Below are 26,210 nucleotides of genomic sequence, written 5' to 3' on the forward strand. Positions count from 1 at the left end.
TTTCTCTCCTTTATTCTGACTATTCTAATGTGGCTAAATCGCGGTCAATGTAGTAAAGGGAACGTCCGTCCTCGCCGACTAAATTGAATTTATCAATAATGCTGCTGAACAATTTTTCTTCTTCGTGTTGTTCTGCCACATACCATTGTAAGAAATTGAAGGTAGAGTAGTCTTTGTGTTCAAAGGTAACTTCTACCAATTCATTGATTTTTGCGGTAACGAATTTTTCGTGTTCAAGGGTGATTTCAAACACTTCTTTTAAGGATTTGTAATCATTTTTAGGTGCTTCAATTTTGCCTAATAATGGCATACCTGTGGTTTCATTTACATAGGTGAATAATTTTTGCATATGCATCATTTCTTCATCGGCGTGGCGAAGCAAAAAGGCTGCGGCACCTTCATAGCCGTTTGCTGAGCACCAAGCACTCATTTGTAAATACACATTGGAAGAATAAAATTCCAAATTAATTTGTTCGTTTAGTTTTTTAATAATAGCGTCTTGTAACATAGCCACTCCTTTCCTTAATGGTCAATAAAATATAGTGGGCATAGTTTAACCAGTTTTTTCTTTTTTGCAACTAAAAATATTTGTAAGTTATTAATTTTTAAAGGGAATTTTAATAATAATTATTCTGTTTGAGAGAATCGTTCTTATTGCTAAATGATAATAAGTAAAGTGCGGTGAGAATTTGATGAATTTTTTCAGCCTGTATCACAACATACAGACTGTAAGTGAACGTTTAAGCAAGGGGAATGCTGGAGAAAAATACCAGTAAAATAGGCGGTACGATATTGGTTACAAATCCAAAACTAATGGCCAGCGGCACAACCTCAATGCCACCAGAACGTTGAATAATCGGCAAGGTGCAATCTAATGCGGTTGCGCCCGCCATTCCAACGGCGGTAGAGCGATAATTAAACATAAAAAAGGGAATAATGAACAAGCTGACAATTTCCCGTGAAAGATCGTTAAAAAACGCAATGCTGCCAAAAACAGGCCCCCAAGCATCATTAATCACCACGCTGGAAAGGGAATACCAGCCAAAGCCCGACGCAATGGCTAGGCCTTGTGTAACAGGTAAATCCAGCACATAAGCGGAAATAATCCCACCTAATAATGAAGTGAGAATAAAAACAAGCCCTGTATAAAGCCCACGCTTATTGAAGATGACTTCACGCAATGCAATGCCGTTATTACGCAGCTGAATGCCGACAAAAAAGATCAACAGCACTAAGGCATAAGTGCTTGTACTAAAAGGAAAAGCAAGCCATTCTTTGGTCAAAATCCCTACCACAAAACCGATCAACACCATTGAGCAAAGTTTGGCGCTGTCTAATAATAATCGCCCGCGCGAGGGTAAATCTTTGCCTAAATGGTTAAGTGGCTGTGGGCGCAGTTTGTCATACAGTATTAAGCCGAGAATATTGCAACCCTGAATGATTAAAGCAAAAGTGAAAGCAGAAATACCAATTAACGGTAAGGTGTTGGCAAGATCGTTCAAATGACCTAAAGACACGCCCATAATGAATAAAATCACATAGAGCAGCAGCATCACAATTTGATTTATACGCTGCAAAAGTGCGGTGTTTTTTGTCTTAAAAAAATACCCCAAACACATTGGGCCAAGGACGATAAGTAACCCTTCAAACACAGTTTTTTCCTTAAAATGATGAAATTATTGTGCTATTTTACGCAAGTGAACTGAAAATACCAAGTAAACCAAGGATAGAAGGAGCGGTGATGTATTTGCGTCAATTAGATATTGTAGGATTTCGTGGCATAAACCGTCTTTCATTTACCTTACAACCGAATATGGTGTTGATTGGTGAAAATGCCTGGGGGAAATCCAGTTTATTGGCGGCGTTGAGCTTAATTTTTAATGATGAGAAACGTCTTTATCAATTCCAAGCAACGGATTTTTATCAGGACGAAAATAATGCGTTTACGGCGAAAGAAATCACTCTTTTCTTTACCTTTAGCGTTCACCGTGAAGCCAAATCCTTAACGCATTTTCCTTATCAGCAACTGGCCATTTTTGATGATGAACCCTATGCCAAAATTTATTTTCAGATTACAGGAGAAATGCAAGGGGCAGAGATTATCACCACCTACCATTTTTTAGATGGCGAAGGGAATGTACTTAAGCTGGAAAATCCTGAGCAAATGGCAATGGCGTTAATTGCACAGCACCCCGTTTACCGTTTTCGTGATGCAAGGTTGAATTCATCAGTCAAGCATCAACATTTTTCAGCGTTGCCCTTGTTAGATGATCCTAAAGTCAATCGTGAAATTCAATCCACACTGCACTTGCTGCAACATTATTTTCTCAATCGTGCGATGGCGGCAGAATTAATGCAAGATACCACCGCACTTTGGAACGATGTGAAATCTCTTTGCCTAAAATTGCGTGAAAAACAGCATCATTCATTGCGCCATATTTTATTCCAACAATTAACCCAATTATTTGTTTCCGCCGATGAATTACGAGATTTTCACAGCTTGCGGCCGATTATTTTATTTGAAGATCCCGATGCCCGCCTGCACCCAAGAATGGTGGCGATTATTTGGGAGTTGGTCAGTTATTTGCCGATCCAACGTATCACCACCACGAATTCCGTAGAATTACTTTCACAAATCCCTTTACAGTCGATTTGTCGTTTAGTAAGAAACGCAGAGCGTACCCAAGCCTTTCAGCTTTCACATCAATTAAATAAAGAAGAATTACGTCGTTTGAGCTTTCATATTCGACATAATCGTAGCCTTGCATTATTTTCTCGAATGTGGCTGTTGGTGGAGGGCGAAACGGAAGTTTGGATTTTAACTGAATTGGCTGAATTGCTTGGCATTGATCTTGAGATGGAAGGCATCAGGATCGTGGAATTTGCCCAGTGTGGCTTGCGCCCTTTAATTCATTATGCCAAAGCAATGGGGATTGAGTGGTATGTGCTGACTGATGGCGATGAAGCTGGCAAAAAATATTCAGCAACAGCGAAAAGTCTGCTCAATGATAAGGAGCAGCCAGCAACGCGGCTTACTTATTTGCCGAAAAAAGACATTGAGCATTTTTTCTATTATGCTGGTTTTGAACAAACTTTTATACGATTGGCGCGTTGGCAAGATCATTCGCAGAAATATTTAGTTCATCGCATCATTCAACGTGCTATACAACGCACATCAAAGCCCGATCTTGCGGTGGCGTTATCCAATGAGATAAAACAGCGTGGGGTTGCGTCCATTCCGCGTTTGTTTAAACAGCTTTTCACGCGCGTGCTAATTTTAGCGCGTTCATCTTAAGAAATCGTCTAAGCTCGAACAAGCGAAGCGATAGAGAAAAATGACAGAAAAAAGAAAAAATAAGCGGCAATTAATGCCGCTTTATTTCGCTGATTTAGGCTAAACGGGGATTTTAATTTCCCGAATTTTCATTGTGAAACCGTCAATGAGCAATAATCGTCCACATAAATTCTCACCTATTTTCAACCGCACTTTGATTGCTTCAAGGGCTTGCATTGAGCCGACAATGCCCACCATTGGGGCAAGCACGCCTGTTTCCACACAGCTTAATGGCGCATTGCCGAAAAGCTGGCTAAGCTGGCGGTAGGTGGGTGTATTTTCTTCATAAGTGAACACGGAAATTTGCCCTTCCATACGGATTGCCGCACCAGAAATCAGTGGCGTTTTGCTTTGCTCACAACAACGATCTAGCTGATTGCGCGTTTCCACATTATCGGTACAATCTAGCACCACATCAACGTCTTGCAATAATGCGAGTAGAGCATCATCATCTAATTGTTGATTGATGGCTTCAAGCTCAACGTGCGGATTTAAACGCTGTAAACTGAGATTGGCGGATTCCACTTTGGGCATTGCCAGACGGCTATCATCGTGCAACACTTGGCGCTGTAAGTTAGACAAAGAAACGGTATCAAAATCCACTAAAATTAATTTGCCAATGCCTGCCACGGCTAAATATTGGCTCGCCGCACAGCCTAAACCGCCCAAGCCCATTATCAGCATTGTGCTTTCTTTCAGCGTTTCTTGCCCGTCAAAATCAATGGCTTTCAGCACAATTTGGCGATTGTAACGCAGTTCTTCTTCAGCAGTGAGTTCGATCATAATCAGCCTAATAATTCATTAATCCAATAATTCATTGAAAGGTTCAATAGTAACCATTTCACCCGCTTGCACGTTGCCACGTTCTGCTTCTAATACAATAAAACAGTTGCTTTCAATGAAAGCACTAAAGAGATGAGAACCTTGGAAACCCACGGCTTTTACTTCAAGTTGCCCTTGTGCATTGACCCAATAAAAACCACGTTGGAAATCTTTGCGACCCACGCCTTTTTTCAGATTTTCACTTGCGATTGCCTTAAGCTGTTGTGGTGCTTGCCATTGGCTATAACCACTGAGCTTGGCAATGGCAGGCTGCACTAATTGATAAAAGGTAACCAAAGCAGACACAGGATTGCCCGGCAAGCCGCAGAACCACGCCTTTTCTAATTTACCAAACGCAAAAGGTTTCCCCGGTTTCATTGCAATTTTCCAGAAATTAACCGTCCCTAGTTTTTCTAAAATCGTCTTGGTGAAATCCGCTTCACCCACTGACACGCCACCGCTGGTGATCACTAAATCCGCTTGTTCTTGCGCTTGCAAAAAGGCTTTTTCAAATAGCGCTTCATCATCAGGCAGTATGCCGAAGTCTAAAATTTCGCAAGGCAATTTTTCCAATAATAATTTCACAGTAAAGCGATTGGTATCGTAAATTTTACCGCTGCTCAATGGCTCGCCAACAGGAACTAATTCATCGCCAGTGGATAAAATCGCCACTTTCAAACGTGGAAATACAGGCACTTCAGCAATGCCTAAGGAAGCAAGCAACGGCAAGGAAAGTGCGGTGAGTTTTTCACCTGTTTTTAGCACTACGTCCCCTTGTTTAACATCTTCACCTGCTCGGCGAATATTTTGCCCTAATTTTGGCATTTCGTTGAAAGTAACCGTACCGTCTTCGTTAAGTTGCACATTTTCTTGCATCACCACCGCGTCTGCGCCAGCTGGGATCATCGCGCCAGTCATAATTCGCACCGCACTTTGTGGCAACCATTCGCCATTAAAAGGATTGCCTGCAAAAGCTTTGCCAGCCACGCTGAGTGTGCGTGATTGGGCAAGATCTGCAAGACGCACCGCGTAGCCGTCCATCGCAGAATTATCAAAAGATGGCACATTAATCGGAGAGATAATATCCGCCGCACAAATGCGCTGGCTGGCTTGCGAAAGCGGCAAAGTTTCCGTTTGTTGCGGCGCAGGAAGCTGTGCCAACATTTCATTCAAAGCTTGTTCAATGCTTAACATAAATTGTCCTTTTTCAATCAAGAATTGCATTCTATTCTACAAGAAAGTGCGGTGATTTTTATAGAAATTTTCATACTGAACCGCTATCTTTCTCATTTTATTATTGTTTTATTGTCTGATAGAATAGCCCAATTTGAAATTTGGAGAGTAGTGAATGAACAAGATTTCCCCAGAGGCGGAGAAAGTCCGTCAGGCATTGGTGAGTAAAGGGATTGAAACCCCAATGGTGGATATGCAACTGACAAAATCACAGCGCCGTGAAGGCATTGAGCAGCATATGCGTGAAGTGATGAAGTTGATCGGTCTAGATTTGCGAGATGATAGCCTTGAGGAAACGCCAGTTCGTTTGGCGAAAATGTTTGTTGATGAAATTTTTAGTGGGCTAGATTATGCCAACTTCCCCAAAATCACCAATATTGAAAATCGAATGAAAGTCAGCGAAATGGTGTTGGTGAATGATGTTACACTCACCAGCACTTGTGAACATCATTTCGTTACCATTGATGGTAAGGTTTCAGTTGCGTATTATCCGAAAAAATGGGTAATCGGGTTATCCAAAATCAATCGTGTGGTAGCGTTTTTTGCCCAACGTCCACAGGTGCAAGAGCGCTTAACTGAACAGATTTTATTGGCTTTCCAAACGATTTTAGAAACAGAAGATGTGGCGGTTTATGTAAAAGCCACCCATTTTTGTGTGAAATGCCGTGGAATTAAAGATACAAATAGTTACACGGTAACCTCTGCATTTGGTGGGGTATTCCTTGACGATCGTGAAACTAGGAAAGAATTTTTAACACTTATAAATAAATAATCTAATCAATAGGTTATATGAAAAAATAGGGCTGAATTTAGCCCTATTTTTTATTTACTTATCCAGCTCTTCAATCAAATCATCAATCGCTTTACATAATAAAGTGCGATCGTGGCGGTAGCTGATGTCGTCAGCACGCAGACGTCTGGCAATAATTTTTAACTGCGGATCGCTATTTTCTGGCATTAAACCGTTTTGTACGATCGCGCCATCAATAATCTTTTTCCCAACGGTTTCGTTAATCCAATTTATTCGATCTTGTAAAGAAAGTGCTGCGGACGGGCTATGTTCAACCCCAAGATTGTCGATGAAAATCTTCTTCGCTTGGCTGTTTTTTAATGCTTCGATAATTTCGGGGAGCAAAATTGGTGGCATTATGCTGGTGAGAAAACTGCCTGGGCCAAATAAAATCACTTCAGCTTGTTGAATAGCGCAAATGGCTTCAGGCGTGGCGCTGACAAGGGGAACAAGGAAAATGGAGTTAGGTAGTTCGCTCAGCTCATCAATTTCCACTTCACCTACCACGCTAGAGCCTGAAGGCAAGGACGCGGCAAGATGCACTGCACTTTCTGACATCGGCACAATAAAAGATTTTACGTGCAATAAATCACGGATTAAGTTTACCCCTTCGGTGGGGCGAATTTGCATATTTTCTAAGGCTTTTAGCATTAAATTGCCAAGATTATGCCCTGCGAGTTCTCCACTATTGGCAGAAAAACGGTATTCAAACAGTGCAGAAGCGGTGCTAGGTTCAGTGATAATTTGGTTAAGACAATTGCGTAAATCACCCCACGCAATGCCACCTTGTTGTTTCCGAATTCTGCCTGTGGAACTACCGTTGTCAGTGGTGGTAACAATGCCCGTTAAGCGTTCTTTCATAAAACTGAGCGCAGACATCACGCGGCCAAGTCCGTGTCCGCCGCCAATAGCTACAATGTGATTTATCTTATCTAAATTTTCGTGCCGACTGTGCGGTGTTAAATCACTCATTGTTTTTCCTTTAAAATGTGAGCGTTATAAGAGAATTAGGGGTAAGTATAAACAAATTTGTTTAAAAGTGCGGTAGAAATTTTGTGAATTTTCGTTATATAGCATTTTATACAATTGATTTATAAGTAAAATATGGCATTTTTTTGATATAGATCCCATTCTAGGTATGGCTAAATTGTTGTTAAGCCCTTAGAATAGGGAAAATTTTCGCATAACTCCGAGCTTGTTCACCTACGTTTTGTTGATTGCAAAATACGGTGGCAATGCCAGCAATGCATTTTGTATTGCTCAGGGATACGTTGGAAACGGCTTATCCTCTCCATTTTAGAAAGGTGTCTAATGCAAAGCATTCCTATACAAATTCCTGTAAAACAGGTGGGGGAAACGCGTCTTATTGATGGGTTTGCCCGCCAATATTATTATTTGCGACTGTCCATTACGGATATGTGCAATTTTCGTTGTAACTATTGTTTACCCAATGGTTACCAGCCTGAGCCAAACAAACCTAGCTTTCTTACGCAGAATGAAATTATCCGTTTGGTGCGAGCCTTTAGTCATCTTGGTACAGAAAAGATCCGTATCACGGGCGGCGAGCCAACCTTGCGCAAGGATTTTCTTTCTATTGTTGAAAATATTCAGCAAATTGAAGGCATCAAGCAAATTGCCTTGACCACCAATGGTTATCGTATGGCAAAAGAGGTAGCGGCTTGGCGAAACGCGGGGATTACTTCCATTAACGTCAGCGTAGATAGCCTTGATCCCAAAATGTTTCAACGCATTACGGGCATTGATAAATTTGCCGACATAATGCAAGGCATTGAACGGGCTTTTGACGTGGGTTATGAAAAGGTAAAAGTGAATGCCGTGTTGATGAAAAAACTGAACGATCACGAATTTGAGGCATTCCTTGCGTGGATCAAACACCGCCCGATCCAAATGCGTTTTATTGAATTAATGCAAACGGGCGAAATGGATCAATTTTTTCAGCAATATCATCTTTCGGGGCAAATCCTCGCGGATAAACTGTTGTCAGCGGGTTGGCAGCTTCAAACTCGTTCTTATTTAGACGGCCCTGCCAAAGTGTTTAAACACCCTGATTATCAAGGGGAAATCGGCTTGATAATGCCTTATGAGAAAAATTTCTGTGCCAGTTGTAATCGTCTGCGTGTTTCAGCAAAGGGTAAATTACATCTTTGTTTATTTGGTGAAGAAGGTATTGAACTGCGCGATTTGTTACAAGCGGATAATCAGAAATCTCTTTTAGAATCACGCATTTTCTCTGCGTTACAGGGTAAGCGAGAACATCATTTTTTACATCAAGGCGACAGTGGCGTGCGAAATCACCTCGCCAGCATTGGCGGTTAATAAAGGAACAATTATGACTAAATTTACTCATATCAATAACAACGGCGAAGCCAATATGGTGGACGTTTCCGCCAAGCAAGACACGGTGCGAGAAGCCCGAGCGGAAGCCTTGGTTTCAATGTCCGAAGCCACGTTGCAAATGATTTTATCGGGGCAACATCACAAAGGTGATGTGTTCGCCACCGCCCGTATTGCGGGTATTCAAGCGGCAAAACGCACGTGGGATTTAATCCCCCTTTGCCACCCTTTATTGCTCTCAAAGGTGGAAGTGTCTTTGATCGCTTTGCCCGAGAGCAATCAAGTTCGCATTGAAAGTCTGTGCAAATTAACGGGCAAAACGGGCGTGGAAATGGAAGCGCTTACCGCTGCAAGTGTGGCTGCCTTAACGATTTATGATATGTGCAAGGCAGTGCAGAAAGATATTGTGATTGAGCATATTCGTCTTTTAGAAAAGTGCGGTGGAAAATCTGGCCATTTTTTAGCAGGAAAACAAAATGATTAAAGTATTATTTTTTGCCCAAACGCGAGAGCTTATTGGGGTTGATGAAATTGAAATCTCGGGCCAATTTACCAATGCAGAAGCACTACGCCAACATTTGAGCGCCAAAGGGGATAAGTGGGCGTTGGCGTTAGATAAAGAAAAGCTTTTGGTTGCCATTAATCAAACCTTGGCTAGTCTTGAAAGTGCGGTGCAAAATGGCGATGAAATTGCCTTTTTCCCACCTGTTACAGGAGGCTAAAATGGCAGAAATTCAAATTGCGGTACAAACTGCTAATTTTGATCAAAATGCGGTTTATCGTTGGGTTTCCGCGCCAAATAGTGTCGGCGCTGCCGTTGTTTTCGTGGGGAAAGTGCGTGAAATGAATTTGGGCGATAGCGTATCCAGTTTATTTTTAGAACATTATCCTGAGATGACAGAAAAAGCCTTGCGTGAAATTGTTGATGAAGCTTGCTCACGTTGGAACTTATTACGCGTTGCGGTAATTCACCGCGTGGGCTTACTGCATACGGGCGATGAAATTGTGCTAGTCGCAGTGAGTTCTCCTCATCGTGGTGAAGCTTATCAAGCCAATGAATTTATTATGGATTTTCTCAAAAGCAAAGCACCATTTTGGAAAAAAGAACAGACAGAAAAGGGCGAGCGTTGGATCGAACATCGAGAAAGTGATCAACAGGCTTTGGAAAGGTGGTGAAAGTTGAGTTTTTTATAAGTATTCTCATTTTATTTAAGGTGCATAGCCTAAAATTTAGGCTTTTTAAAATTTTTTGTAAAAAATTGTCAAAAAACACTTGCAAAGATTTTTCAGAAGCCTATAATACGCCGCACACAACGACGCGACGTTGTAGAAATTGAAAAATACACATCGCGTCGTTGTTTTTTGCTCTTTAACAATCAATCAGACAATCTGTGTGGGCACTTGTTGATTCTGGAAATACTTAAAAGATTTAGAACAATTAGTGCTTAACTGAAATTCATAGTGATTTTAAATGAAATCACAGAGCTTTGTTAGTGTACGAATTGAGAAAGATTAAACTGAAGAGTTTGATCATGGCTCAGATTGAACGCTGGCGGCAGGCTTAACACATGCAAGTCGAACGGTAACGGGTTGAAAGCTTGCTTTCGACGCTGACGAGTGGCGGACGGGTGAGTAATGCTTGGGAATCTGGCTTATGGAGGGGGATAACCATTGGAAACGATGGCTAATACCGCATAGAATCGAAAGATTAAAGGGTGGGACGTTTAGCCACCTGCCATAAGATGAGCCCAAGTGGGATTAGGTAGTTGGTGGGGTAAAGGCCTACCAAGCCTGCGATCTCTAGCTGGTCTGAGAGGATGGCCAGCCACACTGGGACTGAGACACGGCCCAGACTCCTACGGGAGGCAGCAGTGGGGAATATTGCGCAATGGGGGGAACCCTGACGCAGCCATGCCGCGTGAATGAAGAAGGCCTTCGGGTTGTAAAGTTCTTTCGGTGGTGAGGAAGGCGGTAGTGTTAATAGTACTACCGTTTGACGTTAGCCACAGAAGAAGCACCGGCTAACTCCGTGCCAGCAGCCGCGGTAATACGGAGGGTGCGAGCGTTAATCGGAATAACTGGGCGTAAAGGGCACGCAGGCGGTAAATTAAGTGAGATGTGAAATCCCCGAGCTTAACTTGGGAATTGCATTTCAGACTGGTTTACTAGAGTACTCTAGGGAGGGGTAGAATTCCACGTGTAGCGGTGAAATGCGTAGAGATGTGGAGGAATACCGAAGGCGAAGGCAGCCCCTTGGGGAGATACTGACGCTCATGTGCGAAAGCGTGGGGAGCAAACAGGATTAGATACCCTGGTAGTCCACGCTGTAAACGCTGTCGATTTGGGGATTGGGCTTTGAGCTTGGTGCCCGTAGCTAACGTGATAAATCGACCGCCTGGGGAGTACGGCCGCAAGGTTAAAACTCAAATGAATTGACGGGGGCCCGCACAAGCGGTGGAGCATGTGGTTTAATTCGATGCAACGCGAAGAACCTTACCTACTCTTGACATCCTAAGAATCCTGTAGAGATACGGGAGTGCCTTCGGGAGCTTAGAGACAGGTGCTGCATGGCTGTCGTCAGCTCGTGTTGTGAAATGTTGGGTTAAGTCCCGCAACGAGCGCAACCCTTATCCTTTGTTGCCAGCACTTCGGGTGGGAACTCAAAGGAGACTGCCAGTGATAAACTGGAGGAAGGTGGGGATGACGTCAAGTCATCATGGCCCTTACGAGTAGGGCTACACACGTGCTACAATGGTGCATACAGAGGGATGCGAGCCTGCGAGGGTAAGCGAATCTCAGAAAGTGCATCTAAGTCCGGATTGGAGTCTGCAACTCGACTCCATGAAGTCGGAATCGCTAGTAATCGCGAATCAGAATGTCGCGGTGAATACGTTCCCGGGCCTTGTACACACCGCCCGTCACACCATGGGAGTGGGTTGTACCAGAAGTAGATAGCTTAACCGAAAGGAGGGCGTTTACCACGGTATGATTCATGACTGGGGTGAAGTCGTAACAAGGTAACCGTAGGGGAACCTGCGGTTGGATCACCTCCTTACAAAGACAGGAAAGATGAGTGCTCACACAGATTGTCGTGATGGTTGTTAGACAATAAGAAGCAAAGAAAGGAATGGTGATGGTGCTGAAGAAAATAGCGATATGAGAAAATGGCTTAAAATCACACCGCACTTTAATAAAGCAGAGAGACGCTTTCTATGTTGTCCCCTTCGTCTAGAGGCCTAGGACATCGCCCTTTCACGGCGGTAACAGGGGTTCGAATCCCCTAGGGGACGCCATTTAAAGCTAATTTTTTAGCGATTTGCTCTTTAACAATGTAAAAACAAGCTGAAAACTGAAGAGACTTTCAAGCTAATGAGGGAGTGGTAATCGTGATAGAGCCATTTTCTTATTAAATTGAAGAAGTCTGAGTAGAAAAGACTTACTTGAACAAAAGCAAGTAAGCGTTCTCAACGAGAGAACAACTTCGGGGAAAAATCCTTGAGGTTGTATAGTTAAGTGAGAAAGCGTACAGGGCGGATGCCTTGGCAATCAGAGGCGATGAAGGACGTGCTAATCTGCGAAAAGCGTGGGTGAGTTGATAAGAAGCGTTTAACCCACGATGTCCGAATGGGGAAACCCGATAGGTGAAGAACCTATCATTGTTTACTGAATAAAATAGGTAAACAAGGCGAACCGGGAGAACTGAAACATCTAAGTACCCCGAGGAAAAGAAATCAACCGAGATTCTGTGAGTAGCGGCGAGCGAAAGCGGAGGAGCCAGTAAGTAATAGCATGTGATTTAGGAGAATTAGCTGGGAAGCTAAGCGACACAGGGTGATAGCCCCGTATCTAAAAAATTGCGTGTGGTACTAAGCTTACGAGAAGTAGGGCGGGACACGAGGAATCCTGTTTGAAGATGGGGGGACCATCCTCCAAGGCTAAATACTCCTGATTGACCGATAGTGAACCAGTACTGTGAAGGAAAGGCGAAAAGAACCCCGGTGAGGGGAGTGAAATAGAACCTGAAACCCTGTACGTACAAGCAGTGGGAGCCCCATCACTCAAACACATTGAGTGGTGGAAGAGGCAAAAAGCACCAAAAATAACACCGCACTTTAAAGTGCAGGGTAAGACGAGCAAAGCGAGTCAAACCCAAAAATAGCAGTGTGATTGAGTGATGGGGTGACTGCGTACCTTTTGTATAATGGGTCAGCGACTTATATTTTGTAGCGAGGTTAACTGAATAAGGGAGCCGAAGGGAAACCGAGTCTTAACTGGGCGTTGAGTTGCAAGGTATAGACCCGAAACCCGGTGATCTAGCCATGGGCAGGTTGAAGGTTGGGTAACACTAACTGGAGGACCGAACCGACTAATGTTGAAAAATTAGCGGATGACTTGTGGCTGGGGGTGAAAGGCCAATCAAACCGGGAGATAGCTGGTTCTCCCCGAAATCTATTTAGGTAGAGCCTTGAGCGGACACCTTTGGGGGTAGAGCACTGTTTCGGCTAGGGGCCCATCCCGGGTTACCAAACCGATGCAAACTCCGAATACCGAAGAGTGATACTCAGGAGACACACGGCGGGTGCTAACGTCCGTCGTGGAGAGGGAAACAACCCAGACCGCCAGCTAAGGTCCCAAAATCTATATTAAGTGGGAAACGAAGTGGGAAGGCTTAGACAGCTAGGATGTTGGCTTAGAAGCAGCCACCATTTAAAGAAAGCGTAATAGCTCACTAGTCGAGTCGGCCTGCGCGGAAGATGTAACGGGGCTAAAATATAGTACCGAAGCTGCGGCATCAGGCGTATCACTAATACGCCTTAACGATTACCCACTTGCGAAGCAAGTGGGTAAAGCGAAAAACACGTTGAGTGTAGAGAGAAAATCGAAGAGGGATATTAGTGATACGTCTGTTGGGTAGGGGAGCGTTGTGTAAGCGGAAGAAGGTGATTTGAGAGGATTGCTGGACGTATCACAAGTGCGAATGCTGACATAAGTAACGATAAAACGGGTGAAAAACCCGTTCGCCGGAAGACCAAGGGTTCCTGTCCAACGTTAATCGGGGCAGGGTGAGTCGGCCCCTAAGGCGAGGCTGAAAAGCGTAGTCGATGGGAAACGGGTTAATATTCCCGTACTTGGTAAAGCTGCGATGTGGGGACGGAGAAGGTTAGGTTATCGACCTGTTGGAAATGGTCGTTTAAGTTGGTAGGTGGGTGAGTTAGGCAAATCCGGCTCACCGTTAACACTGAGAGATGATGACGAGGCACTAAGGTGCTGAAGTAACTGATACCACACTTCCAGGAAAAGCCACTAAGCTTCAGGCTTTACTAAACCGTACTGAAAACCGACACAGGTGGTCAGGTAGAGAATACTCAGGCGCTTGAGAGAACTCGGGTGAAGGAACTAGGCAAAATAGCACCGTAACTTCGGGAGAAGGTGCGCTGGCGTAGTGTGAAGTTCTATACGGATGGAGCATGAACCAGTCGAAGATACCAGCTGGCTGCAACTGTTTATTAAAAACACAGCACTCTGCAAACACGAAAGTGGACGTATAGGGTGTGATGCCTGCCCGGTGCTGGAAGGTTAATTGATGGTGTAATCGAAAGAGAAGCTCCTGATCGAAGCCCCAGTAAACGGCGGCCGTAACTATAACGGTCCTAAGGTAGCGAAATTCCTTGTCGGGTAAGTTCCGACCTGCACGAATGGCATAATGATGGCCAGGCTGTCTCCACCCGAGACTCAGTGAAATTGAAATCGCCGTGAAGATGCGGTGTACCCGCGGCTAGACGGAAAGACCCCGTGAACCTTTACTATAGCTTGACACTGAACCTTGAATTTTGATGTGTAGGATAGGTGGGAGACTATGAAGCGGTAACGCCAGTTATCGTGGAGTCGTTGTTGAAATACCACCCTTTAACGTTTGATGTTCTAACGAAGCGCCTGAAACGGGTGTTCGGACAGTGTCTGGTGGGTAGTTTGACTGGGGCGGTCTCCTCCCAAAGCGTAACGGAGGAGCACGAAGGTTTGCTAATGACGGTCGGACATCGTCAGGTTAGTGCAATGGTATAAGCAAGCTTAACTGCGAGACAGACAAGTCGAGCAGGTGCGAAAGCAGGTCATAGTGATCCGGTGGTTCTGAATGGAAGGGCCATCGCTCAACGGATAAAAGGTACTCCGGGGATAACAGGCTGATACCGCCCAAGAGTTCATATCGACGGCGGTGTTTGGCACCTCGATGTCGGCTCATCACATCCTGGGGCTGAAGTAGGTCCCAAGGGTATGGCTGTTCGCCATTTAAAGTGGTACGCGAGCTGGGTTTAGAACGTCGTGAGACAGTTCGGTCCCTATCTGCCGTGGGCGTTGGAGAATTGAGAGGGGCTGCTCCTAGTACGAGAGGACCGGAGTGGACGCATCACTGGTGTACCAGTTGTCTCGCCAGAGGCATTGCTGGGTAGCTAAATGCGGAAGAGATAAGTGCTGAAAGCATCTAAGCACGAAACTTGCCTTAAGATGAGTTCTCCCAGTCTATAAGACTGTAAGGGTTGTTTGAGACTAAGACGTAGATAGGCTGGGTGTGTAAGCGGTGTGAGCCGTTGAGCTAACCAGTACTAATTGCCCGAGAGGCTTAACTATACAACACTCAAGGGTTTTGGCTTGTTTTTGTTAAAGAAGTGAAGAACGAATAGAAAAGACATAAAGACAGATAAAGAATGTAAAGAATACAAAGAATTATCTTGGCGGCGAAAGTGCAGTGGACCCACCTAATCCATGCCGAACTTAGAAGTGAAACGCTGTAACGCCGATGGTAGTGTGGGAATTTCCCATGTGAGAGTAGGACACCGCCAGGTATTGAATGAAAGAAGAACGCCATCGAGGGAACTCGATGGCGTTTTTTTATTTATTTTATTTTAGGGGCTGTAGTAGATTAGCCCTAAATTTCACACCATTTTCGCAATATTTTTAACTGCTCTTTTGGTGTCCCAAAGTTAAACCGAAATTCACATTCCTTCAAGAATAAAGGAAAGTTTTTTCGGTTAATTCCATTATATTTTCGCAGTATCCGCTTCGCCTGATTCCAAAAATTTTCAATGCCATTAATATGATTTTGTTTCACCGCAAATAGCTCGGAATGATTGATTCGTTCGTGGTGAAATTCACTCACATCAAGAGCATCATAACTGCGATAAGTGTCCGTATAAACCCAGCTATCAGGCTTAATTTTTCTTTTAATAACAGGGAGTAATGTTTCACTCTTGGTGTTTTCAACCACAACAGTAAATACCTTTCCTTGTCGTTTTAGTAACCCAAAAACAGCAACTTTTCCAGCCGCTCCTCGTCCTCGTTTTCCCTTTCGATGACCACCAAAATAGCTTTCGTCTAGTTCAATTTCCCCCTCAAAAATCTCGTTAACTTCAAGGGATAAATGATAGCCAATCACAAGCCTGATTTTATGGTAGAACAAAGCGGCTGTATTCGGTTGAATATCTAGCAAATTTGCTGCTGTTCTTGCAGTAACTTCTGCGACAAAAAACTCAAGCAGTTTTTTCTGTATGGATTTCTTTAATTTACAATATGTTATCTTCATTTTTGTAGTATAGCATTGTTGCTAATCTACTACAGCCCCTTATTTTATATCTCCTATTTTGGGGTGTCTTTTTTGCTTAATTTAATCTTGTCTATCTTAATTTATCTTCTCTTCATAGCCGCTTGGATTTCCCCTAGAACGACTGACTTGACTAGCTTATCTCTTAAATTTAGATGGATATCATTAATGCATTAATCCATAGATATATAAGAGAATGTAGGTGAATTTGGCTATTTATGTATTATCTGAAGTAAATTAAACAAGCTAGAAAATATATAAGAAAAATCTGGCAAAATTACACCGCACTTTGGTTTTATGTTTTTCCATTACAAGCTGATAACTGGCCTGAAATTAATTTTTGAAAAGTTAAAGTAAAATCTCTATTTTTCTTAAGAAGAACGAAAAAGATTTTATCAGAGCGATTTCGTTATTTTTTGCAGTCGTGTCTTTATAGATAGATATAGCGGTTAAATTATCCCTTATACCCACTCAAAATCTCATCCCAATCCTGTTCTGTAAATTTTATTGCTAGCTTATTTACTTCTTTAATAAAAGAGCGGTGTAATCTGGCGAGATTTTGGGCTTTCCAGTTATTGCCTGATTTTTCGGTGCATTTGTCAAAATCAATCAGCCAGTATTTTTGTTCTGGTGTGGCGAAATGTTGGACTAAAATATTATGGGCGTTAAGGTCGGTGTGGCAGATTTGTCGGTTATGGTAACTGGCGAAGTAATTCGGCATATTTGTTTATATGTAATACTTAAGCCGATTATAAATGAATTTTTCAAAAATGCTCTGCTCCTGAAGAATCAAGAGCAGAGCAAAGTGCGGTGCTTTTTCTACAAATTTTTATTTTTGATAGAAATACAGCCCTTGGTATGGCTCAAGGGTAAGCTGGTTTGCCACTTGTGGCTGGCTGGCTTGAATATGGCTGTTTTCGAGCAATGTCCATTGCTGATTTGCCAAATTCGCAGGCAGTTCAATTTGTTGTGGTTTACCCGTTAAATTGGCTAAAACTAACAATTTTTCCTCCGCACTTTCACGCAGATAAGTCCATACATCCGGTGAAGTTGGATTGAGATCTTGATAGCTTCCCTCAATGAAAATCGGATATTGCTTACGCAAAGCGATGAGGCGTTGATAAGTGTAAAATACCGATTGTTCATCTGCCAGCGCTTGTTCCACGTTAATCTCTGCACGTCCAACGCCAATCCAAGGCTCAACTTGGCTAAAACCGCAATAGCTGCCATTGTTCCATTGCATTGGCGTGCGGCTGTTGTCGCGCGATTTTTGTGCCAAAATTTTCATTAATAGATCTTCGTCCATTCCCTGTTCACGCAGTTCGGTGAACATATTTAGGCTTTCTACATCACGATATTGGCTGATTTCGGTGAAATTTGGATTGGTCATTCCGATTTCTTCGCCTTGATAAATATAAGGTGTGCCTTCCATTCCGTGCAGCACCATTGCGAGCATTTTGGCAGACTGTTGATGCCATTTTCCTTCATCACCAAAACGGGAAACAATGCGTGGCTGATCGTGGTTGCACCAAAAGAGCGCATTCCACGCTTTGCCGTGCATTCCTTGCTGCCAATAATTAAAAATTTGCTTTAACTCCACAAAATCTGGCTTGGCGTGCGTCCATTTTTCGCCATTTGGATAATCCACTTTTAGATGATGGAAATTAAAGGTCATTGATAATTCCGAACCTTGATTGTTAGCATATTGCTGACAATGTTCAAGGCTTGTAGAGGACATTTCGCCCACCGTCATCAGGTTGCGCGGTTGGAACACTTCACGGCTTAATTCTTGCATAAATTCGTGAATGCGCGGGCCATCGGTATAGAAACGGCGGCCATCACCTTGATTATCATTAGGAAAATCTTGGTTTTTGGAAACCAGATTGATCACGTCTAAACGCAAGCCGTCCACGCCTTTGTCCGCCCAGAAATGACAAATTTTTTGTAATTCTGACCGCACTTGTGGATTTTCCCAATTCAGATCTGCTTGTTCCGTGGCGAAAAGGTGCAAATAATGTTTGCCAACGCGATCATTCCATTTCCACGCATTGCCGCCAAATTTAGAACGCCAATTATTCGGCGGCGTAGCGGCATCATCACCACGCCAAATATAAAATGGATGATAAGGGCTTTGCGGATCTTGCGCTGCTTTGAACCATTGATGCTCCGTTGAGGTGTGGTTAAACACCATATCCATAATAATACGGATATTGCGCTGATGCGCTTGCTCAACCAGCTGTTCAAAATCTTGCATTGTGCCGTAAGTGGGATCAATAGCACAATAATCGGCCACATCATAACCATTATCCACCTGTGGCGACACATAAATTGGCGTGATCCAAATGGCATCTACGCCCAGTTTTTGCAGATAATCTAAACGCTGAATAATGCCTTGCAAATCGCCAATGCCGTTGCCAGTGGTATCTTGGAAACTTTTCGGATAAATCTGATAAATTACCCCATTTTTCCACCATTGCGGACGAGATTGCGTAGGCGAAAGTGCGGTGTTTTTTTCTGTCATTTTTTCACCCTTATTCTGGAAGCGTGCCATTTGCAGCACGGCGTTTATACAGGATCATTGTTAAAATCAATGGCACAACAATCGCCACTACCATCGCTAAAGCAAACACACCCCAGAACGGTAATTGAATGGAAAGAATACCCGGTAAACCACCCACGCCAATACTGTTTGCCAACACGCCATTTAAGCCACAAATTAAGCCAGCAAAGGCAGAACCAATCATTGCACAAAGCATCGGGAAGCGGTATTTCAAGTTGATCCCATACATCGCAGGTTCGGTTACACCAAGATAAGCGGAAATGGTTGCAGGCACGGAAATTTCACGCTCATTGGCTTTTTTGCTCACAATCACAATGGCTAACACAGCAGAAGCTTGCGCGATGTTAGAAAGGGCGATCATCGGCCAAACAGGTGTACCGCCAATGTTTTGGATCATTTGCATATCAATCGCAAGGGTGGTTTGATGCACACCGGTGATTACCAACGGCGCATAAAGGAAGCCAAATAAGGTTGCACCAATCGGGGCGAAGCTGCCGGTTAATCCTGCACGCACCACATAGGCTACGCCATTACCAATTTCACGACCAAGCGGCCCGATAATAGAATGAGCAAGGAACACAGCGATGATTAATGAAGTGACTGGCACGATCACTAAATTTAATGAGGCAGGCACAATGCGGCGTAAACGGGTTTCGATCCAACCTAAAGCAAGACCGGCCAAAATAGATGGAATCACCTGTGCTTGATAGCCTACTTTATCAATGCTGAACCAGCCGAAATCCCACATTTCAGGAATTTTAGAACCGAGATCATAAGAATTCATTAATTGTGGTGAAACGAGCGTAACGCCAAGGACGATCCCCAAAATTGGCGAACCGCCCATTTTTTTCACTGTGGACCAACAAATTCCCACTGGCAAATAGAAGAAAATCGCCTCACCAATTAACCATAGAAAAGAATGGATTGTCGCCCACATAGGGTGGGTTTGCACCAAGGTTTTGCCGTCAAACATTGGAATATCACCAATCACATTGCGGAAACCTAAAATCAAACCACCACTAATTAAGGCGGGGAGAAGCGGAATGAAAATCTCGGCAAAATGCGAGATAAGTTGTTCATACCATTTCATATTTTGGCGTGCCGCCACTTTCGCTTGCTCTTTATTTGCTTCAGAAATTTGCGTTTGTTTCACTAATTCTTGGTAATAAAGATCCACTTCAGGTCCAATCACCACCTGAAATTGCCCCGCATTGGTAAAGCAACCTTTCACCATTGGCAAGGCTTCAATGCCTTTCACATCAGCAATTTCAGGTTGATTTAACACAAAACGCAAACGCGTAATACAATGCGTTGCTGTCGCAATATTCTCTTTCCCACCAATTAACTGGATTAATTGCGTGATATATTGAGGATTAATTTTCTTTGCCATAATTTTTCCTTTCGTCTAAAAAATGTTCGTGCGTATCTTACGCCTTTTTATTTTTCTCTCAATGGGAACGTTCCCAATCTGTGATCTAAATCACATATTTAGATGAAAAATAGGGCAGTGATAAGATAAAAGGAAAATCAAGCAAAAGTGCGGTGAGAAATTTGGGGATTTTCTACGAAGAAGATTGATTAACGCAAATTTGAACCCTTGGGATAAAAATCTGCAATGATAACAATCTCATTGACGACAATGAATTTTACAGAATGTCCATATTTCAATGGGTAAATATGGAAATTTCCATCATCATAAGCTGCAGCGACAAAGCTGAGTTTTTCAGCAGTTGAACGCATTGTTTCTAAAAAAGTTTCAGCAATGTTTTTATTCAGACTGTCATTATAAATATAGTCTGCCTTATCTAATAATTTCGCCTCTGCACGATCAGACCAAAATATAAGGTAATCTTGTTTCATCAACGAGTAAGTCCATTTTCTAACACATATTCTAATTTTTCCATCACTTCATCGTGGGGAATAAGTTTGATTTTTCCTGTTAGCACATCTTGTAAAAAACGCTGTTCTTCAGTTAGAGAATGTTCAAACGTAGATAGTATTTGCTTTTGGAAAGCAGTTTGCGATTGTTTTTGAACTTCTTGCATAGTATTTCCTTTTGGATAAATTTTTCTTTAGTCAATCTTAATCGTCTTTTTGCACGGTTGCAATAAAAACCGAGTCTAAAGGAATGCTTTATTCCCCCTGAAAAAACTAAACCAACCCACAATCAATACAACGTGCCTTAATTTCTCTGTTTTCTAACAAATCAAATAATTGTTTAACGGCTTGTTTGCCGGCGGTGGTGAATCCGAGATCTACGCTTAGGGTTTGTGGGAAAAGAAATCGCAATAGTGGGTTGTTGCCGATGCCGGCGACGCTGATATGAGTGATTTGATGTTCTTGCAGCCATTTTACCACGCCGATTGCCAAGGTGTCGGTGGCGCAGACAATGGCGGATATTTGCGAAAAATCCACCGCACTTGCTAATTGATAGGCACTGTCGTAGCTCAGCTTACCCAGTACAGCATTAGGCGTAAGCTGATGATCTTGGCAAAAGCGAAGATAGGCTTGATGACGCAAATAACCTGTGGTCATATCGCTTTCTTGCACACCCAGATAAGCGATTTTTTGATGACCTTGTTGTAGCAACTTTTCTAGCAGCAGGGTTACGGCGCGTTGTTCGTCATAATAGACGCAAGAAAATTGCGGATAATGGCGTGCGATGACCACTAATTTTTTTTCCCAACCTTGCAAATCTTGTTCTTCTAAGCCTGAAAAGGCAAATAAAATCACGCCATCAACACGGCGTTGTTGGAAGAACTTGAGATGTTCCTGCAAGCGGTGCATTTCCATTTGGCTTTCCACAATAATCGGCTCGCAATTTGCTGCGTAGAGTAGGGGGAGCATTGCAGAAAGGGCTTGGTTTTCCGCATTGGAACTTAAGCGCGTAACGATAATGCCAATCATTGGGTTGCCTTGTCCACGCATTGCCCGTGCAGATTGAGAGGGGGTGAAGTTATGGGCTTGAATAATAGCTTGAATTTTCTCGCGCGTTTCGGCACTCACCTTACTATCTTGATTTAATACGCGGGAAACCGTGGATTTTCCCACGCCAGCCAAGGCAGCAATATCTTTAATCGTGAGTTTTTTTGCCATTATTCAATCCTGTGAATGGGGTAATATCCTAACTATTCAAGTGCGGTGCTTTTTTGCAAAATTTTCATTTCGTGACGGTGAAACTGTTGCACTAAATCCGCCACGTTTTTGCCATCTGGCAAGGTTAAGTTAGGCGCAATCTCATACAACGGCACGATCACAAATTCGCGATGTTGCATATCATAATGGGGAACGGTTAAGCGTTCAGACTGAATAATTTCATCGCCATAAAGCAGAATATCCAAATCTAAGGTGCGTTCACCCCAACGGCGTAGCCGCACACGCCCTTGTTCTTGCTCAATGCGTTGTAAGTGATCGAGCAAATCCAATGGCGCTAATGCCGTGGTTAAGCAAGCGACCGCATTCACATAATCCGGTTGATCCTGTGGCCCGAGTGGTTTGCTTTGATAAAAATGGCTAACTGCTGCCAGTTGCGAATGAGGCAGTTGTTGTAACGCTTGCAGTGCGTTTTCTAGCTGTTGCACTGGGGTGGCTAAATTGCTGCCTAAAGCGATATAAACCTGTTTCATTGTGCGGTTGGCTCTTTCTGCGTTTTACGTTTTCTTGGGCGATAACGTTTTTTCTTTGGTGTAGGGTGAAGTTTTTGATGGGCTTTCACCAAGGCGTTACGCTGTTCTTCATTGCTAAACTGATATTCGTGCCACCAAGTGGCTAACTCAATGGATTCGCCGCCTTCCACTTGTGCGCGCATTGCAAGCAAATCAAAGGCCGCGCGGAATTTCGGGTGTGCCATTACACGCATTGGTGCGTTGCCATTGCGTTTTAGCAGCTGTAATTGTAAGAACCAAATATCACGAATTACCCCCGTATGGCGGCGTGGCGCAGCAAGGCTTGTGGCAAGCTGTTCAAGAATTTCATTGCTGGCTAAGGCGTAAGCATCGTGATTATTTAGGCCGCCTTCGTTTTTCAGCACTTCCACTTTTTCTCTTAATGGATACCAGAAGAAGCAGGCAAACAAAAAGGCTGGATTAATGCGCAGTTTGTCCGCGATGCGTTCATCTGTTGAAGTGAGCGCAGTTAAAATCATTCGTTCAGCAAAGCTATCTTGTTTTTCCGTGAAATAAGGCATTAGCGTTGGGAAAAGCTGATCAAACAAGCCATATTGACGCAACAAATGATAGGTTTTCACGCCATTGCCTGTTTGCAATAATTTTTGTGCTTCATCATATAAGCGAGCAGGCGGAATATTGCGTAATAGATGCGCCATTTGCTTGATTGGCACTTCCGTTGGTTTTTCTAAAAACATATCCAGTTTTGCCATAAAACGGATTGCTCGTAACATACGCACAGGATCTTCTTGGTAACGAATTACAGGATCACCAATTAAACGCAATTTACCTGCTTTGATGTCTTCAATGCCGTGGTAGAAATCACGCAAAGTGTTATCTTGTGGATTGTAATAAAGGGCATTAACGCTGAAATCACGGCGTTCTGCATCTTGTTCTAACGTGCCGTACACATTATCGCGCAGCAACATTCCTTCATCACTTTGCTTAGATTGCCGTTCATTATTGTGTTCAGAATGGTTGGCGCGGAACGTGGCCACTTCAATAATATCACGTCCAAACATCACGTGTGCCAAGCGGAAACGGCGGCCGATCAAACGGCACTGACGTTGAAAAATAGCTTGAATTTGCTCAGGACGGGCATTGGTGGCGACATCAAAATCTTTCGGTTTTTTATCGAGTAACAAATCACGCAAACAGCCGCCCACCACATAGGCTTCGTAGCCGTTACGTTGTAATTTTTGCACCACAGTTAAGGCATTTTTGCTGATCATTCTCGGTTGAATGCCATATTGTGAAGCTTGAATAAGGTGTTTTTGGTAGCGATGAGAAGATTTGCCTTGCGCTTTGCTTTCTTTCGGCTCGACATATTCTACGAAAGGCGCAGCAGGTCTAACCTTGCTACGGCTGGATTTGGTATTTTTTTTATTTGCTCGTTTAGGCGAAACCTTTTTGGTGTTGGTTTCTTGTGTTGCATTATCTGCTTTTTTCTTAAACAGATTTTTAATTAAGGTTAAAATAGCGAACCCCTTGCTTGAAAAGCGTAAATAAAATTAATGAAAAGTGCGGTCAAAAATCACCGCACTTTTTAATTTAAACCTGTATTTTAACAGCAAGCTAATTAGCCTACCATTTGTTTTTCACGAATTTCAGATAAGGTTTTGCAATCAATGCAAAGATCAGCTGTTGGACGTGCTTCTAAGCGGCGAATACCAATTTCAATACCGCAAGAATCGCAATAGCCGAAATCACCTGTATCGATTTTTTTCAGTGTATGCTCGATTTTTTTCATTAACTTACGTTCACGATCACGGTTGCGTAACTCTAAGCTAAATTCTTCTTCCTGTGTCGCACGATCGGCAGGGTCAGGGAAGTTTGACGCTTCATCTTGCATATATGCCACGGTGCGAGAGGTTTCTTCTTGGATTTGATTACGCCAAGCTTCAAGAATTTTTCTGAAATGAAGCAGTTGCTCATCATTCATATATTCTTCGCCTTCTTTTGGTTGATAAGGCTCAACGCCAGCTAAGGCTAATAAACTTAAAGATGATGTTGTCATTGTCGGTATCTCCTAATAGTAATTCATCCATTTTAACTTAGTATAACTGACCTTATTATCACCATAGGAATAGCAAAATTCAGCTATATTTTTGACCGCACTTTTGCGTTAAGTTAAGACTTTTCGAGGCAAGCCTAATTCCATTTCAAAATTAGGCTCTTTTTAAAGAGCGGTATAAATATCAGAAGTTTGAGAAATTAGCAAATAAATTTACGCAAGATAAAAAATTTTTACACAATAAATCTCAATTTTGCGATCCAGCTAACAAAATCTGCCTCTGTAAAATGGCGTATGATGAGCAAAAATATAAAAAAGACTAGACAACCTTTGAGTTAGGCGAGTATCTTTTAAGAATCATTTTTTAAATAAAAAGAGGGGGCAAAAATGCAAAATTTTTCATTAATAAAAACAAAAGGTTATATTAATGGTGAATATGTAGAAAATGCAGATGGGAAAACTTTTGCGGTGTTGAATCCAGCAACGCAACAAGAAATTTGCCAAGTGGCAGATTTAGGTGTGGCAGAAACGGAGCAAGCCATTTTAGTGGCGGAACAGGCGCAGAAAAAATGGAAACAGGTGTTACCGAAAGAGCGAGCCAATATTTTAACCCGTTGGTATGAACTGGTGTTACAACATCAAGAAGAGCTTGCGCAAATTATTAGCTTAGAACAAGGCAAGCCCATTGCTGAAAGCCGTGGCGAAGTGCTTTATGGGGCGAGTTTTATTCAATGGTTTGCAGAAGAAGCGAAGCGAATTCAAGGGGATATGCTGCCTTCAGATAAAAGCAATCATCGCTTAATGGCGATGAAACAGCCTGTTGGTGTGGTGGCCGCCATTACGCCTTGGAATTTCCCGAATGCGATGATTACGCGAAAATCTGCACCAGCTTTAGCGGCAGGCTGTGCGGTGGTGTTAAAACCTGCGCCAGAAACGCCATTATCCGCCTTAGCCTTGGCAGAATTGGCAAGTCAAGCAGGATTACCAAAAGGCTTGTTGAATGTGATTCCTACCACACAAGCGGTGGACGTGGGCAAAGTGCTGACAGAAAGTCCAATTATTCGCAAATTGACCTTTACTGGCTCAACCAAAGTGGGCAAATTATTAATGGCACAATCGGCGAGTACGGTGAAGAAATTATCCTTAGAACTGGGAGGCAATGCGCCTGCTTTGGTGTTTGATGATGCAGATTTAGACAGTGCTGTGGAAGGGGTATTTGCCTCTAAATTCCGTAACGCAGGGCAGACCTGCATTTGCACCAATCGTATTTATGTGCAGGCAGGAATTTATGAAGCCTTTGTGCAAAAATTCTGTGAAAAAGTACAACAAATTAAACTGGGTGAAGCCAATCAGCCAGATGTAACAATGGGGCCTTTAATCCGCCAAAGTGCTGTAGAGAAAGTACAACGTCACATTGATGACGCCCTACAAAAAGGTGCTAAACTGGTGCTTGGTGGTAAACCTGCAGATCTTGGCGGAACATTTTTCCAACCTACCGTTTTAAAAGAGGTTAATCAGACAATGCTAGTCGCCAAAGAAGAAACCTTTGCGCCTTTAGCACCGATTTTCAAATTTGAAACGGAAGAACAAGCCATTGCAATGGCAAATGACACGGAATTCGGCTTGGCGGCTTATCTCTTCACGCAAAATATTAACCGCATTTGGCGCGTGTCAGAAGCCTTAGAATATGGCATTGTAGGCATTAACGAAGGCTTGGTGACCAACGAATTTGCACCATTTGGTGGTGTGAAAGAATCAGGCATCGGGCGAGAAGGCTCGCATTACGGCATTGATGAATTTTTAGAGCTGAAATACCTTTGTTTAGGCATAACATAAAATA

Annotated in this window: 21 protein-coding genes, 1 tRNA gene, 3 rRNA genes, 1 pseudogene and 1 riboswitch; of the genes and pseudogenes, 11 read left to right on the forward strand and 15 right to left on the reverse strand. The window is 43.1% G+C overall.

The window, feature by feature from the left end; all coding sequences use genetic code 11:
* Nucleotides 1–19: 19 nt before the first annotated feature.
* Together ftnA and ELZ61_RS06645 are read right to left on the reverse strand one after the other, a co-directional pair.
* Entirely contained in the window at nucleotides 20–508 is a 489-nt protein-coding gene (gene ftnA, locus ELZ61_RS06640) for a non-heme ferritin (protein ID WP_115249686.1), read from the reverse strand.
* A gap of 232 nt (nucleotides 509–740) precedes the next feature.
* The gene (locus ELZ61_RS06645) at nucleotides 741–1,652 is read right to left on the reverse strand and encodes a LysO family transporter (protein WP_126372343.1); all 912 of its coding nucleotides are present in this window, start codon (nucleotides 1,650–1,652) and stop codon (nucleotides 741–743) included.
* 89 nt (nucleotides 1,653–1,741) lie between these two features.
* Between ELZ61_RS06645 and ELZ61_RS06650 the strand changes: the two genes are divergently transcribed.
* Nucleotides 1,742–3,295 (forward strand): DUF2813 domain-containing protein, encoded by a 1,554-nt coding sequence (locus ELZ61_RS06650; protein ID WP_126372345.1) that lies wholly within the window; start codon nucleotides 1,742–1,744, stop codon nucleotides 3,293–3,295.
* A gap of 99 nt (nucleotides 3,296–3,394) precedes the next feature.
* On the opposite strand, the gene moeB is transcribed toward ELZ61_RS06650, so the two are convergent.
* Both moeB and moeA read right to left on the reverse strand, forming a co-directional pair.
* Entirely contained in the window at nucleotides 3,395–4,117 is a 723-nt protein-coding gene (gene moeB, locus ELZ61_RS06655) for a molybdopterin-synthase adenylyltransferase MoeB (RefSeq protein WP_126372347.1), read from the reverse strand.
* An 18-nt stretch (nucleotides 4,118–4,135) separates the two neighbouring features.
* On the reverse strand, nucleotides 4,136–5,350 hold the full coding sequence (gene moeA / locus ELZ61_RS06660) for a molybdopterin molybdotransferase MoeA (RefSeq protein ID WP_126372349.1): 1,215 nt from the start codon (nucleotides 5,348–5,350) through the stop codon (nucleotides 4,136–4,138).
* A 154-nt stretch (nucleotides 5,351–5,504) separates the two neighbouring features.
* Here moeA and folE point away from each other — a divergent pair, with 154 nt between their 5' ends.
* Nucleotides 5,505–6,161 carry a GTP cyclohydrolase I FolE gene (gene folE, locus ELZ61_RS06665; protein WP_126372351.1) on the forward strand — a complete coding sequence of 219 codons (657 nt, stop codon included), beginning with the start codon at nucleotides 5,505–5,507 and terminating at the stop codon, nucleotides 6,159–6,161.
* Nucleotides 6,162–6,215: 54 nt separating this feature from the next.
* Here folE and ELZ61_RS06670 read toward each other — a convergent pair whose 3' ends face one another.
* Nucleotides 6,216–7,151: a gluconeogenesis factor YvcK family protein gene (locus ELZ61_RS06670; RefSeq protein WP_126372353.1), complete on the reverse strand. Its 936-nt coding sequence runs from the start codon at nucleotides 7,149–7,151 to the stop codon at nucleotides 6,216–6,218.
* A 203-nt stretch (nucleotides 7,152–7,354) separates the two neighbouring features.
* Nucleotides 7,355–7,502: riboswitch (molybdenum cofactor riboswitch) on the forward strand.
* Between ELZ61_RS06670 and moaA the strand changes: the two genes are divergently transcribed.
* The 8 genes from moaA (at nucleotide 7,491) to rrf (ending at nucleotide 15,376) form a co-directional block, all read left to right on the forward strand.
* Nucleotides 7,491–8,516, forward strand: coding sequence for a GTP 3',8-cyclase MoaA (gene moaA, locus ELZ61_RS06675; RefSeq protein WP_126372355.1), 1,026 nt, complete (start codon nucleotides 7,491–7,493; stop codon nucleotides 8,514–8,516). Its footprint overlaps the riboswitch before it by 12 nt.
* 13 nt (nucleotides 8,517–8,529) lie before the next feature.
* Nucleotides 8,530–9,018, forward strand: coding sequence for a cyclic pyranopterin monophosphate synthase MoaC (gene moaC / locus ELZ61_RS06680; RefSeq protein ID WP_126372357.1), 489 nt, complete (start codon nucleotides 8,530–8,532; stop codon nucleotides 9,016–9,018).
* Nucleotides 9,011–9,256 (forward strand): molybdopterin synthase sulfur carrier subunit, encoded by a 246-nt coding sequence (gene moaD / locus ELZ61_RS06685; RefSeq protein ID WP_126372359.1) that lies wholly within the window; start codon nucleotides 9,011–9,013, stop codon nucleotides 9,254–9,256. Before moaC ends, moaD begins: the two co-directional genes overlap by 8 nt.
* Before the next feature lies 1 nt (nucleotide 9,257).
* On the forward strand, nucleotides 9,258–9,710 hold the full coding sequence (gene moaE / locus ELZ61_RS06690) for a molybdopterin synthase catalytic subunit MoaE (protein ID WP_126372361.1): 453 nt from the start codon (nucleotides 9,258–9,260) through the stop codon (nucleotides 9,708–9,710).
* A gap of 338 nt (nucleotides 9,711–10,048) precedes the next feature.
* Nucleotides 10,049–11,589, forward strand: a 16S ribosomal RNA gene (locus ELZ61_RS06695).
* Nucleotides 11,590–11,751: 162 nt separating this feature from the next.
* Nucleotides 11,752–11,827: transfer RNA gene (locus ELZ61_RS06700), tRNA-Glu, on the forward strand.
* Nucleotides 11,828–12,041: 214 nt separating this feature from the next.
* A 23S ribosomal RNA gene (locus tag ELZ61_RS06705) occupies nucleotides 12,042–15,161 on the forward strand.
* Nucleotides 15,162–15,261: 100 nt separating this feature from the next.
* A 5S ribosomal RNA gene (gene rrf / locus ELZ61_RS06710) occupies nucleotides 15,262–15,376 on the forward strand.
* The 16S, 23S and 5S rRNA genes sit together here with 1 tRNA gene alongside, the layout of an rRNA operon.
* An 83-nt stretch (nucleotides 15,377–15,459) precedes the next feature.
* Here the strand turns inward: rrf and ELZ61_RS06715 are convergent.
* The 10 genes and pseudogenes from ELZ61_RS06715 to dksA form a co-directional block, all read right to left on the reverse strand.
* Nucleotides 15,460–16,113, reverse strand: coding sequence for an IS1595 family transposase (locus ELZ61_RS06715; RefSeq protein WP_021724593.1), 654 nt, complete (start codon nucleotides 16,111–16,113; stop codon nucleotides 15,460–15,462).
* A gap of 472 nt (nucleotides 16,114–16,585) precedes the next feature.
* Nucleotides 16,586–16,828: pseudogene (locus ELZ61_RS06720) on the reverse strand (lipopolysaccharide kinase InaA family protein); the annotation flags it as partial.
* A gap of 132 nt (nucleotides 16,829–16,960) precedes the next feature.
* On the reverse strand, nucleotides 16,961–18,652 hold the full coding sequence (gene treC / locus ELZ61_RS06725; protein WP_126372366.1) for an alpha,alpha-phosphotrehalase: 1,692 nt from the start codon (nucleotides 18,650–18,652) through the stop codon (nucleotides 16,961–16,963).
* A gap of 10 nt (nucleotides 18,653–18,662) precedes the next feature.
* Complete coding sequence (gene treB / locus ELZ61_RS06730; protein WP_126372368.1) at nucleotides 18,663–20,081, reverse strand: PTS trehalose transporter subunit IIBC; 1,419 nt, start codon at nucleotides 20,079–20,081, stop codon at nucleotides 18,663–18,665.
* A gap of 188 nt (nucleotides 20,082–20,269) precedes the next feature.
* Nucleotides 20,270–20,551: a type II toxin-antitoxin system RelE/ParE family toxin gene (locus tag ELZ61_RS06735; RefSeq protein ID WP_115249516.1), complete on the reverse strand. Its 282-nt coding sequence runs from the start codon at nucleotides 20,549–20,551 to the stop codon at nucleotides 20,270–20,272.
* Nucleotides 20,551–20,736, reverse strand: coding sequence for a hypothetical protein (locus ELZ61_RS06740; protein WP_126372370.1), 186 nt, complete (start codon nucleotides 20,734–20,736; stop codon nucleotides 20,551–20,553). Before ELZ61_RS06740 ends, ELZ61_RS06735 begins: the two co-directional genes overlap by 1 nt.
* A gap of 106 nt (nucleotides 20,737–20,842) precedes the next feature.
* Complete coding sequence (treR, locus tag ELZ61_RS06745) at nucleotides 20,843–21,787, reverse strand: trehalose operon repressor TreR (protein WP_126372372.1); 945 nt, start codon at nucleotides 21,785–21,787, stop codon at nucleotides 20,843–20,845.
* Between the two features lie 32 nt (nucleotides 21,788–21,819).
* Complete coding sequence (folK, locus tag ELZ61_RS06750) at nucleotides 21,820–22,317, reverse strand: 2-amino-4-hydroxy-6-hydroxymethyldihydropteridine diphosphokinase (protein WP_126372374.1); 498 nt, start codon at nucleotides 22,315–22,317, stop codon at nucleotides 21,820–21,822.
* Nucleotides 22,314–23,621: a polynucleotide adenylyltransferase PcnB gene (pcnB, locus tag ELZ61_RS06755; RefSeq protein ID WP_422386267.1), complete on the reverse strand. Its 1,308-nt coding sequence runs from the start codon at nucleotides 23,619–23,621 to the stop codon at nucleotides 22,314–22,316. Before pcnB ends, folK begins: the two co-directional genes overlap by 4 nt.
* 314 nt (nucleotides 23,622–23,935) lie before the next feature.
* Nucleotides 23,936–24,373, reverse strand: a complete 438-nt coding sequence (dksA, locus tag ELZ61_RS06760; protein WP_126372378.1) for an RNA polymerase-binding protein DksA — start codon at nucleotides 24,371–24,373, stop codon at nucleotides 23,936–23,938.
* 384 nt (nucleotides 24,374–24,757) lie between these two features.
* On the opposite strand from dksA, the gene ELZ61_RS06765 reads away from it, so the two are divergent.
* Nucleotides 24,758–26,206 carry an NAD-dependent succinate-semialdehyde dehydrogenase gene (locus ELZ61_RS06765; RefSeq protein WP_126372380.1) on the forward strand — a complete coding sequence of 483 codons (1,449 nt, stop codon included), beginning with the start codon at nucleotides 24,758–24,760 and terminating at the stop codon, nucleotides 26,204–26,206.
* Nucleotides 26,207–26,210: the final 4 nt, after the last annotated feature.

The sequence above is a fragment of the Avibacterium volantium genome, assembly GCF_900635775.1.
Lineage (GTDB): Bacteria > Pseudomonadota > Gammaproteobacteria > Enterobacterales > Pasteurellaceae > Avibacterium > Avibacterium volantium.

Excerpts from the sequence above, each read along its gene's own strand:
- ELZ61_RS06650 (WP_126372345.1), top strand. The coding sequence starts at position 1,742 with ATGTATTTGCGTCAATTAGATATTGTAGGATTTCGTGGCATAAACCGT.
- folE (WP_126372351.1), top strand. The coding sequence starts at position 5,505 with ATGAACAAGATTTCCCCAGAGGCGGAGAAAGTCCGTCAGGCATTGGTG.
- ftnA (WP_115249686.1), bottom strand. The coding sequence starts at position 508 with ATGTTACAAGACGCTATTATTAAAAAACTAAACGAACAAATTAATTTG.
- ELZ61_RS06740 (WP_126372370.1), bottom strand. The coding sequence starts at position 20,736 with ATGCAAGAAGTTCAAAAACAATCGCAAACTGCTTTCCAAAAGCAAATA.
- ELZ61_RS06715 (WP_021724593.1), bottom strand. The coding sequence starts at position 16,113 with ATGAAGATAACATATTGTAAATTAAAGAAATCCATACAGAAAAAACTG.
- treR (WP_126372372.1), bottom strand. The coding sequence starts at position 21,787 with ATGGCAAAAAAACTCACGATTAAAGATATTGCTGCCTTGGCTGGCGTG.
- treC (WP_126372366.1), bottom strand. The coding sequence starts at position 18,652 with ATGACAGAAAAAAACACCGCACTTTCGCCTACGCAATCTCGTCCGCAA.
- moaC (WP_126372357.1), top strand. The coding sequence starts at position 8,530 with ATGACTAAATTTACTCATATCAATAACAACGGCGAAGCCAATATGGTG.
- dksA (WP_126372378.1), bottom strand. The coding sequence starts at position 24,373 with ATGACAACATCATCTTTAAGTTTATTAGCCTTAGCTGGCGTTGAGCCT.
- ELZ61_RS06765 (WP_126372380.1), top strand. The coding sequence starts at position 24,758 with ATGCAAAATTTTTCATTAATAAAAACAAAAGGTTATATTAATGGTGAA.
- moaD (WP_126372359.1), top strand. The coding sequence starts at position 9,011 with ATGATTAAAGTATTATTTTTTGCCCAAACGCGAGAGCTTATTGGGGTT.
- moeB (WP_126372347.1), bottom strand. The coding sequence starts at position 4,117 with ATGATCGAACTCACTGCTGAAGAAGAACTGCGTTACAATCGCCAAATT.
- folK (WP_126372374.1), bottom strand. The coding sequence starts at position 22,317 with ATGAAACAGGTTTATATCGCTTTAGGCAGCAATTTAGCCACCCCAGTG.
- ELZ61_RS06735 (WP_115249516.1), bottom strand. The coding sequence starts at position 20,551 with ATGAAACAAGATTACCTTATATTTTGGTCTGATCGTGCAGAGGCGAAA.
- ELZ61_RS06670 (WP_126372353.1), bottom strand. The coding sequence starts at position 7,151 with ATGAGTGATTTAACACCGCACAGTCGGCACGAAAATTTAGATAAGATA.
- moaA (WP_126372355.1), top strand. The coding sequence starts at position 7,491 with ATGCAAAGCATTCCTATACAAATTCCTGTAAAACAGGTGGGGGAAACG.
- treB (WP_126372368.1), bottom strand. The coding sequence starts at position 20,081 with ATGGCAAAGAAAATTAATCCTCAATATATCACGCAATTAATCCAGTTA.
- moaE (WP_126372361.1), top strand. The coding sequence starts at position 9,258 with ATGGCAGAAATTCAAATTGCGGTACAAACTGCTAATTTTGATCAAAAT.
- moeA (WP_126372349.1), bottom strand. The coding sequence starts at position 5,350 with ATGTTAAGCATTGAACAAGCTTTGAATGAAATGTTGGCACAGCTTCCT.